Here is a 16,597-nt window from a genome sequence, read left to right on the forward strand (position 1 = left end):
CCGATCAACCCGTGCACCGTTCCAGTCGAGGGTCGTGGACGAGCTTTCGCGACGATTCCCCAGCTGTGCCCAGCACCGGGGCGTTTGGCGATCTGCCGCTGTTGGGCAGCCTCGAAGTGCGCTTCTGCGCGACGACCTGCATGACCGAAGGGAGCGGTGCGCGCCATGGCACGAACGCACGAGGGCGATCTCGTCGCCGTCCTGACCGATGACCACCGGGCAGTGGACTCGGCGTTCGAGAAGTACGAGAACGGTGGTCTTTCCGAGAAGCAGCGCCGTGACCTCGTCGATCACATCATCACCGAGCTGGTTCGGCATTCGGTCGCCGAGGAGCAGTACCTCTACCCAGCCGCGCGCACGCACCTGCCGGGCGGCGATGAGCTGGCCGACCACGAGATCGAGGAGCACGCCGAGGCCGAGAAGCTCATGAAGGAGCTCGAGCGGCTTGAGGTCTCGGACGCGAACTTCGACCAGAAGGTCTTCAAGCTCGCGCGAGACATCCGCCACCACGTCGAAGAAGAGGAGCGCGGCTTGTTCCCCCGTCTTCAAGCGGCGTGCACGGTGCAGGAGCTCCAAGACCTGGGAGGCAAGATTCTCGAGGCGAAGGAACGTGCCCCCACGCGCCCTCACCCATCGGCGCCGGACACCCCGCCGGTGAACATGCTCCTCGACCCGGGGGCCGGCATGATCGACCGGATGCGGGACGCGCTGTCCGGACGGCAGCGATGAGGACGCCCGGACGCTCGCGCTCGCCCAGCTGACCGCGTCCTGGAGCGATCACCAGGGCAGGCGGTGCTCACCGCTCCGGGAGCTCGCCCGGTGGGATGTCCGCCGGCAAGTGGTGGGTCGCCTTGCCCCCGGATTCCTCGGTTGCTTCCGTTTCCTCCGCCTCCGACCTGACCTGGTCACCGGTTCCCTCGTCGTAGGACGTGTCGTCGTCCGATCCGGCGGTGGGGTTCTGCGTCGTCGGCTCACCTTCTGCCGGAGTCTGCTCACGTTCGCCACGTGCACCGCGGTCCATGATCGCCTCCCAAGACGTCCTTTCCCGAACGCCGTCGAGCTACCCGGTGCGGAGATGGCTGCAAACCCCCGTCCCGAGATCGGCCGACCGGCACCCTCTCGCGCCGACCGCTCCTGCCGGCACCGGGTTGCGGTGACGGTTCTCGCGGGTAGCCCCGAGTGGAAGGGGTCGATCAGCGCGCTGAGCGCGAGGGGGTCGATCGTGGCTCCACCCTCGACGGCAGGAAGGTGGTCCGGGAGTGCGAAACGCAGCGCGGTCGCAGGTCGTCGTGATCACGGGCGCGAGCGGTGGTGTGGGGCGGGCGGTGGTCCGCGAATACGCTCGGCGCGCTCGGGGCGTGGCCTTGCTGGCCCGGGGCAGGGCAGGTTTGGAGGCCGCCGCGAAGGAGGCCCGGGACGCCGGATGCGAAGCGTTGCCCCTGCAGGTCGACGTCGCTGATGATGAGCAGGTCAGCGACGCCGCCGACGAGGTCGAGGAACGCCTGGGCCCGATCGACGTCTGGGTGAACGCGGCGTTCACCTCGGTGTTCGCACCGTTCTCGCAGATCGCTCCGGAGGAGTTCCGCCGTGTCGTGGAGGTGGACCTCCTCGGGTTCGTCCACGGGACGAACGCGGCGCTGGAGCGGATGCGTCCGCGCGATCGAGGAACGATCGTGCAGGTGGGTTCGGCGTTGGCGTACCGGGGAGTTCCGCTGCAGTCGGCCTACTGCGCTTCCAAGCACGCCGTCCAAGGTTTCCACGAATCGCTGCGGTGCGAGCTGCTGCACGACCGCAGTGGTGTTCGGGTGACGATGGTGCAGCTTCCCGCCGTGAACACGCCGCAGTTCTCGTGGGTGCTGTCCCGGTTGCCGAAGCACCCCCAGCCGCTGCCGCCGATCTTCCAGCCGGAGGTGGCGGCCCGGGCCGTGGTGCACGCGGCCGATCACCCTCGTCGTCGTGAGCACTGGTGCGGGGGCAGCACGGTGGGCACCTTGATCGCCAACGCCGTCGCGCCGGGCGTCGTGGACCGCTACCTCGCGCGCAACGGATGTGAGGCCCAGCAGGCGGACGTGCTCTCCGATCCCGACCGGCCCGCGAACCTGTGGGCTCCCGCCGACGGCGTTTCGGGCCGGGACTACGGGGCTCGAGGCGTGTTCGACGAGAGGTCGAAGAACCGCAGTTGGCAGCTGTGGGCGTCACAACGTCACGGTTCCCTGGCTCTCGCGGTCGTCGGTGCGGCCGCGTTGGCGGCTGCCGCGGTGTCGCGGCGACGCCGGCTCTGACGTTCCGTCCGAAGTGGGCGGTACCGACGCCGCTCCACGCGCGTGCGGAGCCGGGCTCCTCAGCGGCTCACGGGAGCGCTCGCGCGGTTGCTGTGGAAGAGGTATCTCTCTCCGTGGGCGAGGTAGTGGAACTCGGTGCCGACCTGCGCTCGGGACGCCGCCTCGCGGAAGTCGTCGAGGCCGGACCGGAAGACCGAGAAGTCGTTGTAGTGAATGGGAATCGCCGTCGAGGGGCCGATGATCTCGACCGCGCGCACCGCCTGTTCCCCGGTCATGGTGACGACCGTTCCCAGCAGCGTGGTGCCACCGGCGTGGATGAGCGCGAGGTCGATGTCGGGGAACCAGCGCGGGATGTCGTGCAGCCGGTCGTGGAGCAAGGTGTCACCGCTGATGTACAGGCGGAACTGGTGCTGCCCGCCGGTGCTGAAGTCGAGGATGCTGCCCATCACCGGCGGAAGCAGCTGCGCGACGTGATCGGGGGCGTGCTTGCCCGGCATCGACGTCACCCTGAGCCGGGCGTCACCGCGCACGACGTCCTGCGACTCCCAGGTGTCGAGGGGATGCCCGCGGGAGAAGCCCTGCTCCCGGAGCAGGGGGACCGCGTGGTGGTTGGTGATGATGGGGAGGTCCTTGTCGAGTTCCTGGGCCGCGACGTCGTCGAAGTGGTCGCCGTGGTGGTGGGACAGCACGACGAGGTCGATCGGGGGCAGATCGGCGATCTGGCAGGCTGGTTCGACCTCGCGGCGAGCGTAGGCGCCGTGGCCGAGGTGCACGTGGTCGCCCGCGTGCAGGAAGGCGGGGTCGGTGAGGATCGAGAATCCGTTGTAGCGGATCACCGTCGTGGCGTTGCCGACGAAGTAGACCTCGCCTTCGCCGGTGGTCGCCTGGTCGGTGCTCGGCAGTTCGATGGTCATGCGTCCTCCACGGCGTCTGTGCGCCCCGGGTACCCGAGCTCCGCCGAGGCGAACCCGCTGGGCGGGCGGTGCACTTCGCTCACCCCGGAAGGGGGAGTCCCCAGTGGACCGCGCCGAGTGGTCGGGAAACAGGTGCCGAGCGCCCGGAACGTCGACGTCCGGATGTCGCAGCAGCGGGGCGATGACCTGGACGGGCGCGTCCGCGGTGTTGTCAGGCCGGTCGGTGTCCGCGCGCGCCGAACACCTGCGTGGCCACCTCGTGGTGGAGGTCCTCGAGCTCGGTGAGCTGCTGCTGGGCGCGATCGAGCAGCGTGCGCAGGTGTTGCGCGTCGAGGCCTGGTTGCCGTTCGGCAGCCGCGAGGAGGGTGCGCCAACCGCGAGCCTTTCCCTGCACCGCCAAGAGGAGGGCTTCGACCTCGATCAACGCGCTGAGCGGGGAGCGCCGGAACACTCCGGCGTTCAGCTTGAACCGGCCGGCCTTCTCACCCACCCACGCCGCGAACACCTTGTGGTGCGCGGTTTTCACGCCGAGCGCGGTCATAATCTGCCGCAGGCTTCGGCGATCTGCGCGGACTTCCTCGGTCAGCGCCCTGATGCGCGCCGAGATGCCGGGCGTGCGTCCCCGGTTGGCACGCGCGGCGCGAGCGGCCAGCTCCACGCCACCGGTGGCGCCGGCGAGGTGGTCGTTGAGGTAGATCGCCAGCAGCTTCTGCTGCGAGACGTTCGCCGGTGCGGCCATGATCGAGCCCCTTCTCGGCCGGTGCGGTCATGACCTGGCGGTGCCCGGGGCGCTCATCCGGCGGTGAGCCGCGGCCATCAGGCGTTCGGGCATCAGCCGCGAGATCGCGACCTGCACCCGGTTGCTGCGCGAGCCGGCGACGACGGAGTCGCGACCGTTGACCATCGCGGCGTAGCCCTGACGTGCGACGGTCACCGCGCTGTCCTTGGGGCCGGCTCCGATCCTGGTGTCCTGCATCCGGGCTCGGGTGAAGAACTCGGTAGCGGTCGGCCCGGGTAGCAGCGAGGTGACGGTCACGCCGGTGCCGCGCAGCTCCTCGCGCAGCGCCTGCGCGAAGGACTGCACAAACGCCTTTGAGGCGTTGTAGACGGAGAGGAAGGGGCCGGGTGCGGTCGCCGCGATCGAGGAGGTGAACAGCACGCGGCCGTGGTGCTGTTCGACCATCCCGGGGATGAGCAGCTTCGCCAGGTGCACCGTGGAGCGCACGTTGAGGTCGACCACTCGCAACTGGTCGTCGAGGGCGGTCTCGCCTGCGAAGGGCCCGCCGGAGCCGACGCCGGCGTTGAGCACCAGCACGTCGATCGGCCGCCCGGTCGCAGCGGCTCGCCCGGCGAGTTCTTCGACGCCACCGCGCTCGGTGAGGTCGATTTGCACGGTCTCCACGTTCGCGCCGATCCGCTCCATCTCGCGCGCGGCGTCGTGCACCCGGGCGTTCTCCGCGGTCAGCAGGAGGTCGTGGCCGTCCTGCGCGAGGCATCGCGCCAGCTCCCGGCCGATACCGGTCGATGCGCCGGTCACCAGGGCGAGCGGAGTCCGAGTGTCCACGCCAGTCCTCCCCGAGCGCTCGCGAAAAAGGGGGCCGTACTCGGGTTGCCGTGGCCGGTGCGCCTCAAACACCGCCGAGGCCGAGAGCCCGGTGTCCCGCTCGGCTGCGCTGCGAACGAAGTGACGTCACTGCCGCCGAACCGGGTCCGTGCTCGTACCGGGCCGTGATCGCGGGGACCGTGCGCGGCACGGTCCCCGCGTCAGCCTCAGGCCAGCGGGCCGACGACCTCCTCGGCGGCGGCGACCAGCTCGCCGGTGCGGCACAGCTCGACCGCGGCCTCGATCTCGGGCGCGAGGTGCCGGTCGGTGCCGGGACCGGCGACCTCGCGGCGGATGCGGTCGCGCACGGCCGCCGTCGCGGGGGAGGGGAACAGGGGTTCCCTCATGTCCAGCGCGCGGGCCGCGGTCAGCGCCTCGATCGCCAGAACGCGCGTGAGCCCGTCCACCGCGCGGCGGAGCTTGCGCGCCGCGGACCAGCCCATGGAGACGTGGTCCTCCTGCATCGCGGAGGAGGGGATCGAGTCTGAGCTCGCCGGTACCGCCAGCCGCTTGAGCTCGGAGACGATGGCCGCCTGGGTGTACTGGGCGATCATGTGGCCGCTGTCCACGCCGGGGTCGTCGGCCAGGAAAGCGGTCAGCCCGTGGTTGCGGGCGGGGTCCAGGAACCGGTCGGTGCGCCGCTCGCTGATGCTGGCCAGGTCGGCCGCGACGATGGCGAGGAAGTCCAGCACGTAGGCCACCGGCGCGCCGTGGAAGTTGCCGTTGGACTCGACGCGGCCGTCGGTGGTGACCACGGGGTTGTCGATGGCGCTGGCCAGTTCGGTGTCCGCCACGGCCTCGGCGTGGGCGAGGGTGTCGCGGGCGCCGCCGGCGACCTGGGGCGCGCAGCGCAGCGAGTAGGCGTCTTGCACGCGGGTGCAGTCGGGGCCGGCGTGGCTGGCCACGATGCCGGAGTCCGCCAGCAGCAGCCGCATGTTGGCCGCCGCGCTGGCCTGGCCTCGGTGCGGGCGCAGTTCCTGCAGGTCGGCCGCGAAGACACGGTCGGTGCCCAGCTGCGCTTCCACGCTCATCGCGGCGGTGATGTCGGCGAGCCGGAGGAGGTTGCGCAGGTCGCGGCAGGCCAGCACGAGCTGGCCGAGCATGCCGTCGGTGCCGTTGATGAGCGCGAGGCCCTCCTTCTCGGCGAGCTCCACCGGGGCGATGCCGGCCGCGGCGAGCGCTTCCGCAGCCGGCATCGACCGGCCCTCGGCGTCGCGGACCGTCCCCTCGCCCATCAGTGCCAGCGCGACGTGCGCGAGCGGGGCGAGGTCGCCGGAGCAACCGAGGCTGCCGTACTCGTGGACGACCGGGGTGATCCCGGCCGACAGCAGCGCGGCGTAGGCGACGGCGACCTCCGGGCGGACGCCGGTGCGGCCGGTGGCCAACGTGGACAGTCGAAGCAGCATCAACGCGCGGATGACCTCGCGCTCCACCTCCGCGCCGGTCCCGGCCGCGTGCGAGCGCACGAGGCTCTTCTGCAGCTGTCGGCGGAGTTCGGTCGGGATGTGCCGGGTCGCCAGCGCGCCGAAACCGGTGGAGACGCCGTAGACGGGCTTGGGCTCCTCGGCCAGGCTCTCGATCCGAACGCGGCTGGCCGCGATCGCTCGCAGCGCGTCGTCGGTGAGCTCCACAGCGGCACCGTCGCGGGCGACGCGCACCACGTCGGCCGCTCCGACCGCGCCCACGCCCACCTGGACGGGCGACGTGGTGTCCTCGGACGCGGTTTCGGTCGTCTTCTGCGCAGTCATGCGCGCACCTTCTTCCTCACGAGTGATTCCTCGGCGCAACGGGTGCCGAGGCAGGGTGGGATCCCGCCGCGCGCAGGGTGCGCGCGGCGGTGACGGGAGGGGAGTTCCCGTCCGCGGGGACGGGAGTCGCTCAGCCGGCGGTGGGCGAGCTGAGCCGTTCGGCGTCCAGCGCGGCCTCGTCGTCGTTCCGGACGCGAAGCCGGTACAGGAGCGAGAGCAGCGCGATCCACGCCGCGCCGACGTAGAGCGCGATGCGGGTGTCGGACGAGAAGGCCAGCACGACGAACACGAACACCAGGAAGGCGATCGTGATGATCTGGGCGTACGGCCAGAACGGCGCCGGGAAGCGCAGCGCGGCCGCCCGCTCGGGGCTCATCGCCCGGCGCGCCCGGTACTGCGAGAGTGAGATCATCAGCCAGACCCACACGGTCGCGAACGTGGCGATCGAGGCGATGATCTCGAAGACGTTCTCCGGCACGAGGTAGTTGAGCACCACGCCGACCAGCAGCGCGCCGGTCATGATGACCACGGTCATCCAGGGCACGCCGTTGCGGGAGACCTGACGCATGATCGCCGGTGCCTGCCCGCGCTGGGCCATGCCGTAGAGCATCCGGCCCGCGCCGAAGATGTCGCTGTTGATCGCCGACAGCGCGGCGGTGATCACGACGACGTTGAGAACGCTCGCCGCCGAGCTCAGCCCCAGGTCCTCGAAGATCTGCACGAAGGGGCTGCCGGAAGAGCCGATCGTCTGCCACGGGGCGATCGACATGATCACCGCGAGCGTCAGCACGTAGAACAGCAGCACGCGCACCGGAACGGTGTTGACCGCGCGGGGGATCGTCTTGTGCGGGTCGGCGGCCTCACCGGCGCTGACGCCGATGATCTCGGTGCCGCCGAAGGCGAACATGACGACCGCGAACGAGAGCACGAAGCCCTCGAAGCCCATCGGGAAGAACCCGCCGTTCGACCACAGGTTGCTCACGCCCGCGCCGTGATCGCCGGTGAAGCCGAAGACCAGCACGGCGATCCCGCCGAGGATCATCGCGATGATCGCGCCGACCTTGGCGAGGCTGAACCAGAACTCGAGCTCGCCGAAGACCTTGACGGTGAGCAGGTTGGCCGCGCCGATGATGAACAGGGTTGCCAGCACCCAGATCCACCTCGGCACGTCGGGGAACCAGAACCCCATGTAGACGCCCAGCGCGGTGACGTCCGCGATGCAGACGATGATCATCTCGAAGGCGTAGGTCCATCCCGTCAGGAACCCGGGCAGGCGACCGAGGTGCCTGCTCGCGTACTCGCCGAACGAACCCGGCACCGGGTCGTCGACGGCCATCTCGCCGAGCGCGCGCAGCACCATGAACACCGCCGCGCCGCCGATCAGGTAGGCCAGCAGCACTGACGGCCCCGCTTGGCCGATGGATTCCGACGATCCGTAGAACAGCCCGGTGCCGATGGCCGAGCCGAGCGCGATGAAGCGGATGTGCCGTGCGTTGAGGCCTCGACTCAGCGCCGCCGTGCGTTCTTTCACCATGTCCTCCCTCGGGAACGACATTGTTCCCTTAGCTGGCGGCTGGATGTGGGTGGGCATCCGCAGCGTCCATCGGCTTGTGCCGCGTCACACGCTCACGAACGACGCGATAGGTATAGTGCTGTATATACATTTGCGTCAAGGGGTGGAGGCAGATCCGTGGGAACGGAATCGAGCACCTCGCCGGCGGTCGGCCGTGCGCTGGACATCCTGGTCCGACTCGCCCAGCGGCCCGGGCCCGTGCGCGCATCGGCGCTGGTTCGCGACCTCGGGCTGCCGCGCTCGTCGGTCTACCACATCCTGTCGGTCCTGGAAGATCGCGGTTTCGTCGTCTACGTGCCCAGCGAGAAGGCCTACGGCCTCGGGGTCTCGTCGTTCGAGATCGGATCGGCCTACCTGCGGCAGGAGCCGCTGGAGCGGCTCGCCCAGCCGATCCTGGAGCGCCTGGCCCGCAGCCTCGGCCAGACGGTGCACCTCGGGATCCTGCACGGGACCGAGACCGTGTACCTGCTCAAGGAGCGCCCCGCGTCGGGTCCGTCCGCGGACGTCGCGCTCATCACCGATGTCGGAGTCCGGTTGCCCTCGCACCTGACCGCCAACGGCCGGGCGCTGCTGGCCGGCACCTCCGACGCGCAGCTGGCGGCCCTGTTCTCCCGCCCCGGTGCCTTCGTCTCCCGCACCGGCGGCGGCCCGCGCTGCCTGCGCGACCTGCGCAGGATCCTCGACCGGGACCGCCGTCGCGGCTGGTCGGAGGAGGTCGAGCTCGTCTCGGTAGGCCTGCGGTCGGTCGGAGTGGCGGCCCACGACCACCAAGGCAGGCCGGTGGCCGCGTTGAGCACGACCTGGTCCCGGCGTTGCGGTGACCGCGACCCGCACGAGGTCGGCGAAGTCCTCCGCCGAGGAGCGGCGAAGCTCACGGTCAGCCTGCACGGGCGCGCGCCGACGGCCTGAGGCTCACACGGAGTCGAAGGTGCCTTCCAAGCGGAAGCGCGAACCGGGGTGCAGCAGCCGAGCCGCGCTGACGAGCTGTCCCTCCGACCAGGTGCGGCGGTGGATCAGCAGGCACGGCTCGGCCTCGCCGATGCCGAGCGAGGCGCAGTCCTCAGCGGTGCCCAGCACCGCCTCGACGATGTGCTCGCCCTTGCCCAGCGGAGCGATCCGGGAGAGGTAGTCGTTGGGCGTGCGCTCGGTGAAGTCCTGCTGCAGGTACTCCGGGGCGAGGTCGGGGTGGACGTGGCGATCCTCGAGCTGGATGGCGCTGTCGTCCTCGAAGTGGACCACGCGCGAGTGGAAGATCGGGCTGCCCTCGGGGATGCCGAACATCCGGTGCGCGCGCCGGTCCGCGGGCTCCTCCCGCACGAACACGACATCCGTGCGGTGCCGGCGTCCTCGCCTGCTGACCTCCTCGGCGATGTTGCGCACCCCGTAGAGGGCCGAACTGCTCCTGCGCTCGGCCACGAAGGTCCCCACACCGGGCATCCGCACGAGGAGCCCGTCCGAGCTCAGCTCGCGCAGCGCCCGGTTGATCGTCATGCGCGACAACCCCAGCGAGTCGACGAGCTGGTTCTCCGAGGGCAGCAGCTCGCCCTCGGGCCACCGGCCGGTGCCGATCTGCTCGGTGATCACGTTCTTCAGACGGCGGTAGGCGGGCGCCGATTCGCGGCGGCTCGCTCCGAACAGCGCGGCGACGTCCTGCGCGTCGATGGCCACGCCGATCACCGTCCCGTCCGTCGATCATTGCCGAAAGCAGACGGCCAGTTTATCCGGTGTGGACCACTCGTCGTGCGAGGCCGCTCGGGACCGGTCTCGGATCCGAGAATGTCGCTCCCCGGTCTTGGCCGTCGATCAGACGCCGGGTTTGCATGACCTCGTCACCAGTTCGCTTCGACTTCGGAGTTCCCCATGACCAGCGATCACCCGACCGAAGGCGCCCGGCCCGTCAGCGCCCCGCGCGGCACGACCCCCAGCTGCCGCGGGTGGCAGCAGGAGGGAGCGCTGCGGATGTTGATGAACAACCTCGATCCCGAGGTGGCCGAGAACCCGGACTCCCTCGTCGTCTACGGCGGTACCGGGAAGGCTGCGCGCAGCTGGGCGGCCTTCGACGCGATCGTCGAGTCGTTGCGGACGCTGGCCGACGACGAGACCCTCCTGGTGCAGTCCGGCAAGCCGGTGGGCGTGCTGCGCACGCACGAGTGGGCCCCGCGAGTGCTGATCGCGAACTCGAACCTCGTGGGCGACTGGGCCAACTGGGAGGAGTTCCGCCGGTTGGAGGCCGAGGGCCTGATGATGTACGGGCAGATGACCGCGGGTTCCTGGATCTACATCGGCAGCCAGGGAATCCTGCAGGGCACCTACGAAACCTTCGGCGCGGTCGCGCGAAAGCGGTTCGGGGGGACCCTGGCGGGCACGATCACGCTGACCGCGGGCCTCGGCGGCATGGGCGGCGCGCAGCCGCTGGCCGTCACGATGAACGACGGCGTGGCGATCTGCGTGGACTGCGATCCCCAGCGCATCCGGCGCCGCATCGATCACCGCTACCTCGACGTCGAGGCCGCCGACGTCGAGCAGGCCGTGGAACTCGCCCGCCGCGCTCGGGACGCGCGCGAGCCGCTGTCGATCGGCCTGCGCGGCAACGCTGCGGAGATCTTCCCGCAGCTGCTGGCCATGGACGTGCCCATCGACATCGTCACCGATCAGACCTCGGCGCACGACCCGCTGTCCTACCTGCCGCTGGGCGTCGAGCTCGACAGCTGGCAGGCGGAGGCGCAGCGGGACCCCGCCGGGTTCACCGAACGCGCCCGCACCAGCATGGCCCGGCACGTGGAGGCGATGGTCGGGTTCCTCGACAAGGGCGCGGAGGTCTTCGACTACGGCAACTCGATCCGCGATGAGGCTCGCAAGGCCGGGTACGCGCGGGCTTTCGACTTCCCGGGGTTCGTGCCCGCCCACATCCGCCCCCTCTTCGAGGAGGGGCTCGGCCCGTTCCGGTGGGCCGCGCTCTCCGGCGATCCCGCCGACATCGCCGCCACGGACAAGGCGATCCTGGAGCTCTTCCCGGACAACGACCACCTGCGCCGGTGGATCACCTTGGCCGGTGAGCGGGTGCAGTTCGAGGGGCTGCCCGCGCGGATCTGCTGGCTGGGTTACGGCGAGCGCCACCTCGCCGGGCTGAGGTTCAACGAGATGGTCGCCTCCGGGGAGCTGTCGGCGCCGGTCGCCATCGGCCGCGACCACCTCGATTCCGGTTCCGTCGCCTCGCCGTACCGCGAAACCGAGTCCATGGCGGACGGATCCGACGCGATCGCCGACTGGCCGCTGCTCAACGCGCTGGTCAACACCTCCTCCGGTGCCTCGTGGGTGTCGCTGCACCACGGCGGTGGTGTCGGCATGGGGCGTTCCGTGCACGCCGGGCAGGTCTGCATCGCCGACGGAACGGATCTCGCCGCGCAGAAGCTCGCCCGCGTGCTGACCAACGACCCGGCCATGGGCGTGCTGCGCCACACCGACGCCGGTTACGAGCGCGCGGCCTCGGTCGCGCGGGACCGGGGCATCCACATCCCGACGCTGGACAGCTGATCGGACTCGGGCGCCCGGGCGGCACTGGCACGAGCCCCGCCCGGGCACCCGGACCACGAACCACTCACGATGGAACGGAGATTCGGCCATGCAGGGCACCGCGAGCAGGTCGTTGCCGGGGTGGACCGGTCGCGACGACGGTCCGGGCGATGAACACCTCCGCTGGCACCACGTCGTGCAGCGGTGGGACGGCACCGCGGAACCCGGGGCGTGCGCCTTCGTGGGCTTCCGCAGCGACGAGGGCGTGCGCCGCAACAAGGGGCGTCGGGGCGCCGCGCGGGGTCCCGAGGCGCTGCGCGGCGCTCTCGCCTCGATGGCGCTGCCGTTCCCGCAGCGCGCCTTCGACGCCGGTGACGTCGAGGTCACCGATGGTGACCTGGAGTCGGGGCAGCGCGAACTCGGGCGCGTGGTGACCGGTCTGCTCGACGCCGGTCACCTCCCGGTGGTCTTCGGCGGCGGGCACGAGGTGGCCTTCGGCAGCTACCTGGGCCTGGTGAACTCGAAGCCGGTGGCGCGAGGCGCCCTCATCGGTGTGCTCAACCTCGACGCGCACTTCGACCTGCGCGCCGATCCGGTTCCGAGCTCGGGAACCCCGTTCCGGCAGATGGCCGAACGAGAACGCGCCAGGGGAGCGGACTTCCGCTACGCGGTGCTGGGGATCAGCCAGCCGAGCAACACGGCCGGACTGTTCGCCACCGCCGACTCGCTCGGTGTCCGCCACCTCACCGACGACCGCTGCGGGGTGATCGATCGGCCGCTGGTCGACGGTTTCCTGGACGACTTCCTGAACCGCTGCGACCTGGTCCACCTCACCATCGATCTGGACGTCCTGCCGGCTTCGGCAGCACCGGGGGTGAGCGCCCCGGCCGCGTTCGGCGTTCCCGTGGAGACCGTCGAGCACGTCTGCCGCAGGGTCGTGGCCAGCGGCAAGCTCGCGCTGTGCGACGTCGCCGAGCTCAACCCGGACCTGGACATCGACTCCCGCACCGCGCGCACGGCCGCACGCCTCGTGCACCGCGTCCTCACCGAGCACACCCGCAACGGAGAACGACGATGACCGCCGTGACACCGGATGAGTCAGCCGATCCCGAACCCCGCAGCGGTGGAACCGGGCACCGACCCGACGCCGAACACCACCGGAGCGACGTCCCGGACACCTTCGAGCGCGTGCTCGAAGAGGACGCCCCCACGATCCACCGCGGCCTGGACTAACGGCGGGCGGCGTCGTCGGATCTCCACCGCGGATCAGGCACGAAGGAAAGCCACGGCACCTGGCCTCGTCATTCCTCCCCGTTCGCGGCCAAGCGCAGTGGTCGCGGGGGTCAGCTCTTGATGCCGACTGCGGCCCAGATCTTGGTCCGCTCGGGTTGGGCGAGGGATTCGTGGGGTTCTGAGCGCCACTCCGAGCAGTACACGGCTCCGGGTTCGACGATGTCGAATCCGGTGATCAGCTCGGGGGCCTGGGAGCGTGGCCGGTAGGTGACCGGGACGCTCGTGTCGGCGAAGATCGCTTCGACTTCGCGCATCTGCTCCGGCAGGTCCTCGTCGGTGAGGTGGCTGATCGCGAGAGCGCTGCCGGGGCCGAGCGCGCGGCGGTACCGGGCGAGCAGCTCGGTGACGTCGTCGCCGACCCAGTGCAGCACCGCGGCCATCATCAACCCGACCGGCTGCGAGAAGTCGAGCAGATCCGCGGTCTCCGGCGCGTTGAGCACGGCTTCGGGATCGCGGAGATCCTCCTGGATGATCGCCGTGTGGGGCTGGTCCTGGAGCAGGCGCCGGGTGTGCGCGGCGGCGATCGGTTCGTTGTCCACGTAGACCACCCGGGCGTCGGGGTTCATCTCGTGGGCGGCGTCGTGGACGTTGCCCACGGTCGGGACGCCCGAACCGAGGTCGAGGAACTGGGTGATGCCGCGTTCCAGGCAGAAGCGCACGGCACGACGGAGGAAAGCGCGGTTGGAGCGCACGACGGTCCGCGAGTCGGGATCGACCTCGAGCAGCTTGTGGAACGCCTCCCGGTCGGAGGCGAAGTTGTGGTCGCCGCCCAGGCCGTAGTCGTAGATGCGCGCCGGGTTCGGCACCGAGATGTCGACCTCGTCCTTCGAAGGCTGGTTGGCATCACGGGATCCGCTCGAATCAGCGGACCCGTCGAGGTGCTCGCCGAACCGGCGCTCTGGCATCGTTCCCCCCTGGAAGATCGCGATCGCGGTCAGCGATCCTACGCACCCGGCCGCACTGCCCGGGAGTGCTCCATCGGGGTGATGGTCGGCTGCGGCCGGGGGGAGGCGCATCCGAATCGGGGCGGACCGGACAACGCCGCGAGCGGGAGCGGCCCGTGCGTGCTCGACCGACCAGGGGTGGCCCTGGTGGGGTATCGGCGGTGCAGCCCAGCGCGAGCTCCGCCCATCAGCGGGTTTCGCGGTCGTGCCAGGTGTCCATGTGCGTGGCGTGCGTGCGCAGGTAGGCGCCCGGTTTGAAGAAGTGGTCGTAGAAGTCCAGGTCGAGGTGGTGGGCTTGGACGTAGTTGAGGATGAACACCGTCGGCACCGTTGCGGGGAACTTGCCGAAGCTGTCGAAGATGTACTGGGCCTGGAGCGCGACGCAGGCCCTGAACGCTTCGTCGTGGACCTGGGCGCTCGCGCGGAACCCGGGGCTGTCGGTCCAGGCGCCCGGCGTGTCCCGGTGGAACGGGCCCCCGGGACCGAACTTGCGCTCGGCGAAGGCGTCCACCGCTGCCCCCATGTCGTGGTGGTGGGGTGGGCAGTAGGCCTCGAAGACGCCCTCCCGACCGGTGGGGTTGGGCGTCGACCAGCGCTCGTCCTCGTCGTAGCGGAATCCGAGGCCCGGTACGTCGGGGTTGCCGGAGGCGCCGAGCATCGAGAACCGGTCGATCCCGTCGAACATCCATCCGCCGAGCCCCATCGCCTGCAGCATGAGCACACCCGCGTAGCAGGCGGTCGCGAGCTCGGCCGTGGCTTCGGTGAGCGCGTACTGCTCGGTGAAGGTCAGGGGGAACGGCTGGTCGACGTCGACCAGCCCGCTGAACTCGTCGAGGCCGGGGATCGTGCGGTTGTTGATGTCGTCGTAGACCGCGTAACCGTTCTGCACGAAGAAGCACAGCACGGCGATCAGGTGCTGCGCCAGGTCGGCCACCGGGATGACCAGCAGCGAACCGGGAACGTTGACGCACCAGGTGTTGTGCCCTTCGAGGTAGGGCTCCTCGGCGGGCAGGTAGAGCCTGCTGGTCGAAAGCTGTTGTGACTGCACGCGGTGGCGCTCGACCATCAGCTCCGGTGTGACCTCCTCGACCGCCGGGTCGACGAGCGCGCCGGCATCGCGGGTGGGGAAGAAGTAGACGCCCGAGTCGTCGGTGAAGAACAGCTCGGCGGTGTGGAACCCGGCCGCGGAGGGAAAGGTGCGACCAGCGGCTCCTCCGGCGTAGTTGGAGACGTGCGGTGCGTAGCGGGCGTGCCGGGTGATCGAGTAGTGCCAGCCCGTCGTTCCGCCCATCGCGCTCAGCACGAGCATCCGCTCGAACTCGGTGAGCGAGCGGGGTTCGTGCCGGGAGCGGTAGGCGAGGGGGCCGTCCGGGATCTCGTCGCCCAGGGCGAAGCGCCGGGAACGTCGACCGAAGAGCGCTTCGACCAGGGGAAAGGCCGCCAGATCCGCCATCGCCTCGCTGCCGCTGGGAAACATCCGGTTGAACCGCTCCACGACTGATCATCCCCCGTCTCGTCGCATCACGGTCCAGTCCAGCGCAGACGCCGGGAAGGGACCAGAGTCGGAGGTCATCGTTCGCGTTCGTCGGTGACCGCCAGGCCTTGCGCGCGTGTTCAGCAGCCGATGTCCTGTGCCGCTCCTTGTGCGGGAGAAGTATCGCCGGGTGTTCGGTCCGAGGGTTCGCTCGCCTTCACGCGTGACGTCAGGTTTCGGTCAGCGCTGCGATCTGCTGGGCGACGTCGACGAGATCGCGTCCGAGGATGTCCGCCGGGGCGAACACGTCGCCGTAGTGGCCTTCGAGGCGACCGGCCCAGCCGGTGGTGAGTCCGGCTCGTTTCGCGCCGTGGCAGTCGAACGCGTGCACGGCGACCAGGGCGACGTCGTGCGGGGCGTGGCCGATCTCGTCGAGCGCGTGTTCGTAGACGCGGACGGGTGGCTTCCAGCTGCGGACGTCGGCCACGCTGATGACCTGGTCGATGTGGTGATCGAGTTCGTTGCGCTCGAGGAAGCTGGTCGTGGTCTCGGCGGTGCCGTTGCTCAGGCAGACCATGGAGATGCCCGCCTCGGAGAGCGTGCACATGGCGGGTTCGACATCGGGGTGCGCGGGCAGGTCCTGGAACCCGGCAAGGACGTGGGCGACGGCGTCGTCGTCGAGGTCGCCGCGGGCGAGCGTCTTCAGCGCTGCTGCGGCGACGGCGGGGAAGGGCTCGTAGTCCCCGGCGAGGGTCAAGGCCATGCCGTCGCGCAGGAGCCGGTCGAACCAGCGCTCGAGCAGTTCGGGGGCCAGTCCCGCGTCCGCGAACCGGGTCCGCAGGGGTTCCAGAGACATCAGCGTCTCGACGACGTCGAACGCCACCGTGCGAGGTCGGATGGGCATGGCTTCTCCTGTCCCGGTCGTCCCGTCATTCGGGTGGGTTGAGGCGGAGTCCTGCGAGTCGGGTGGCTTGAGCGACGAGGCGGTCGCGGCTGTCCCGGACGAAGCATGACTCGTCCACCCGGTTGTCGTCGATGAGCTGTGCAGGGTCGTCGTCACCCTGGACTGACGTCGTCATGTGGTCGGGAGCTGGAAGATGAGCGAGATCGACGGTGCCGTCGCACTCGTCACGGAAGGCAGCCGCGGCATCGGCTAGGTCGGCGCGGCCGAGATCGCCCGGCCGGCGGTCGCGGTGCAACGTTCAGGTGCGAGACACCGGTGGGCCAGGCGGCGATCAGGTCCGCGATACCGG

At 70.2% G+C, this 16,597-nt stretch carries 16 protein-coding genes; 6 read left to right on the plus strand and 10 right to left on the minus strand.

Annotation, left to right across the window (positions count from 1 at the left end):
* Window positions 1-165 precede the first annotated feature (165 nt).
* A complete protein-coding gene (locus tag E1202_RS09920; protein WP_132682417.1) occupies window positions 166-729 on the plus strand; it encodes a hemerythrin domain-containing protein in 564 nt (187 codons plus the stop codon).
* 67 nt (window positions 730-796) lie between these two features.
* On the opposite strand, the gene E1202_RS09925 is transcribed toward E1202_RS09920, so the two are convergent.
* Window positions 797-1,021 carry a hypothetical protein gene (locus E1202_RS09925; RefSeq protein ID WP_132682418.1) on the minus strand — a complete coding sequence of 75 codons (225 nt, stop codon included), beginning with the start codon at window positions 1,019-1,021 and terminating at the stop codon, window positions 797-799.
* Between the two features lie 238 nt (window positions 1,022-1,259).
* Between E1202_RS09925 and E1202_RS09930 the strand changes: the two genes are divergently transcribed.
* Window positions 1,260-2,282, plus strand: a complete 1,023-nt coding sequence (locus E1202_RS09930) for an SDR family oxidoreductase (RefSeq protein ID WP_132682420.1) — start codon at window positions 1,260-1,262, stop codon at window positions 2,280-2,282.
* Window positions 2,283-2,341: 59 nt separating this feature from the next.
* Here E1202_RS09930 and E1202_RS09935 read toward each other — a convergent pair whose 3' ends face one another.
* From E1202_RS09935 to E1202_RS09955, 5 genes are all read right to left on the minus strand, one after another.
* The gene (locus E1202_RS09935; protein WP_132682422.1) at window positions 2,342-3,196 is read right to left on the minus strand and encodes an MBL fold metallo-hydrolase; all 855 of its coding nucleotides are present in this window, start codon (window positions 3,194-3,196) and stop codon (window positions 2,342-2,344) included.
* A gap of 211 nt (window positions 3,197-3,407) precedes the next feature.
* Entirely contained in the window at window positions 3,408-3,935 is a 528-nt protein-coding gene (locus tag E1202_RS09940; protein WP_132682423.1) for a hypothetical protein, read from the minus strand.
* 27 nt (window positions 3,936-3,962) lie between these two features.
* Window positions 3,963-4,760, minus strand: a complete 798-nt coding sequence (locus E1202_RS09945; protein WP_132682425.1) for an SDR family NAD(P)-dependent oxidoreductase — start codon at window positions 4,758-4,760, stop codon at window positions 3,963-3,965.
* Window positions 4,761-4,966: 206 nt separating this feature from the next.
* The gene (hutH, locus tag E1202_RS09950; RefSeq protein ID WP_132682426.1) at window positions 4,967-6,547 is read right to left on the minus strand and encodes a histidine ammonia-lyase; all 1,581 of its coding nucleotides are present in this window, start codon (window positions 6,545-6,547) and stop codon (window positions 4,967-4,969) included.
* Window positions 6,548-6,677: 130 nt separating this feature from the next.
* Window positions 6,678-8,078: an amino acid permease gene (locus tag E1202_RS09955; protein ID WP_132682428.1), complete on the minus strand. Its 1,401-nt coding sequence runs from the start codon at window positions 8,076-8,078 to the stop codon at window positions 6,678-6,680.
* A 159-nt stretch (window positions 8,079-8,237) separates the two neighbouring features.
* Here E1202_RS09955 and E1202_RS09960 point away from each other — a divergent pair, with 159 nt between their 5' ends.
* Entirely contained in the window at window positions 8,238-9,029 is a 792-nt protein-coding gene (locus E1202_RS09960; RefSeq protein WP_132682429.1) for an IclR family transcriptional regulator, read from the plus strand.
* 3 nt (window positions 9,030-9,032) lie between these two features.
* Here E1202_RS09960 and hutC read toward each other — a convergent pair whose 3' ends face one another.
* Window positions 9,033-9,788 (minus strand): histidine utilization repressor, encoded by a 756-nt coding sequence (hutC, locus tag E1202_RS09965; RefSeq protein ID WP_235877965.1) that lies wholly within the window; start codon window positions 9,786-9,788, stop codon window positions 9,033-9,035.
* 192 nt (window positions 9,789-9,980) lie between these two features.
* Between hutC and hutU the strand changes: the two genes are divergently transcribed.
* The 3 genes from hutU (at window position 9,981) to E1202_RS31365 (ending at window position 12,866) form a co-directional block, all read left to right on the plus strand.
* Window positions 9,981-11,654, plus strand: a complete 1,674-nt coding sequence (hutU, locus tag E1202_RS09970) for a urocanate hydratase (RefSeq protein WP_132682432.1) — start codon at window positions 9,981-9,983, stop codon at window positions 11,652-11,654.
* Between the two features lie 88 nt (window positions 11,655-11,742).
* Window positions 11,743-12,711: a formimidoylglutamase gene (hutG, locus tag E1202_RS09975; protein WP_132682434.1), complete on the plus strand. Its 969-nt coding sequence runs from the start codon at window positions 11,743-11,745 to the stop codon at window positions 12,709-12,711.
* The gene (locus E1202_RS31365) at window positions 12,708-12,866 is read left to right on the plus strand and encodes a hypothetical protein (protein WP_165943809.1); all 159 of its coding nucleotides are present in this window, start codon (window positions 12,708-12,710) and stop codon (window positions 12,864-12,866) included. Before hutG ends, E1202_RS31365 begins: the two co-directional genes overlap by 4 nt.
* A 110-nt stretch (window positions 12,867-12,976) precedes the next feature.
* On the opposite strand, the gene E1202_RS09980 is transcribed toward E1202_RS31365, so the two are convergent.
* The 3 genes from E1202_RS09980 to E1202_RS09990 form a co-directional block, all read right to left on the minus strand.
* On the minus strand, window positions 12,977-13,831 hold the full coding sequence (locus E1202_RS09980; protein ID WP_132682436.1) for an SAM-dependent methyltransferase: 855 nt from the start codon (window positions 13,829-13,831) through the stop codon (window positions 12,977-12,979).
* 226 nt (window positions 13,832-14,057) lie between these two features.
* Window positions 14,058-15,365: a hypothetical protein gene (locus E1202_RS09985; RefSeq protein WP_235877967.1), complete on the minus strand. Its 1,308-nt coding sequence runs from the start codon at window positions 15,363-15,365 to the stop codon at window positions 14,058-14,060.
* A 208-nt stretch (window positions 15,366-15,573) separates the two neighbouring features.
* Entirely contained in the window at window positions 15,574-16,248 is a 675-nt protein-coding gene (locus E1202_RS09990) for a haloacid dehalogenase type II (RefSeq protein WP_132682438.1), read from the minus strand.
* Between the last annotated feature and the right edge of the window lie 349 nt (window positions 16,249-16,597).

Origin of the sequence: Saccharopolyspora karakumensis (assembly GCF_004349225.1) — a bacterium.
Classification (GTDB): domain Bacteria; phylum Actinomycetota; class Actinomycetes; order Mycobacteriales; family Pseudonocardiaceae; genus Saccharopolyspora; species Saccharopolyspora endophytica.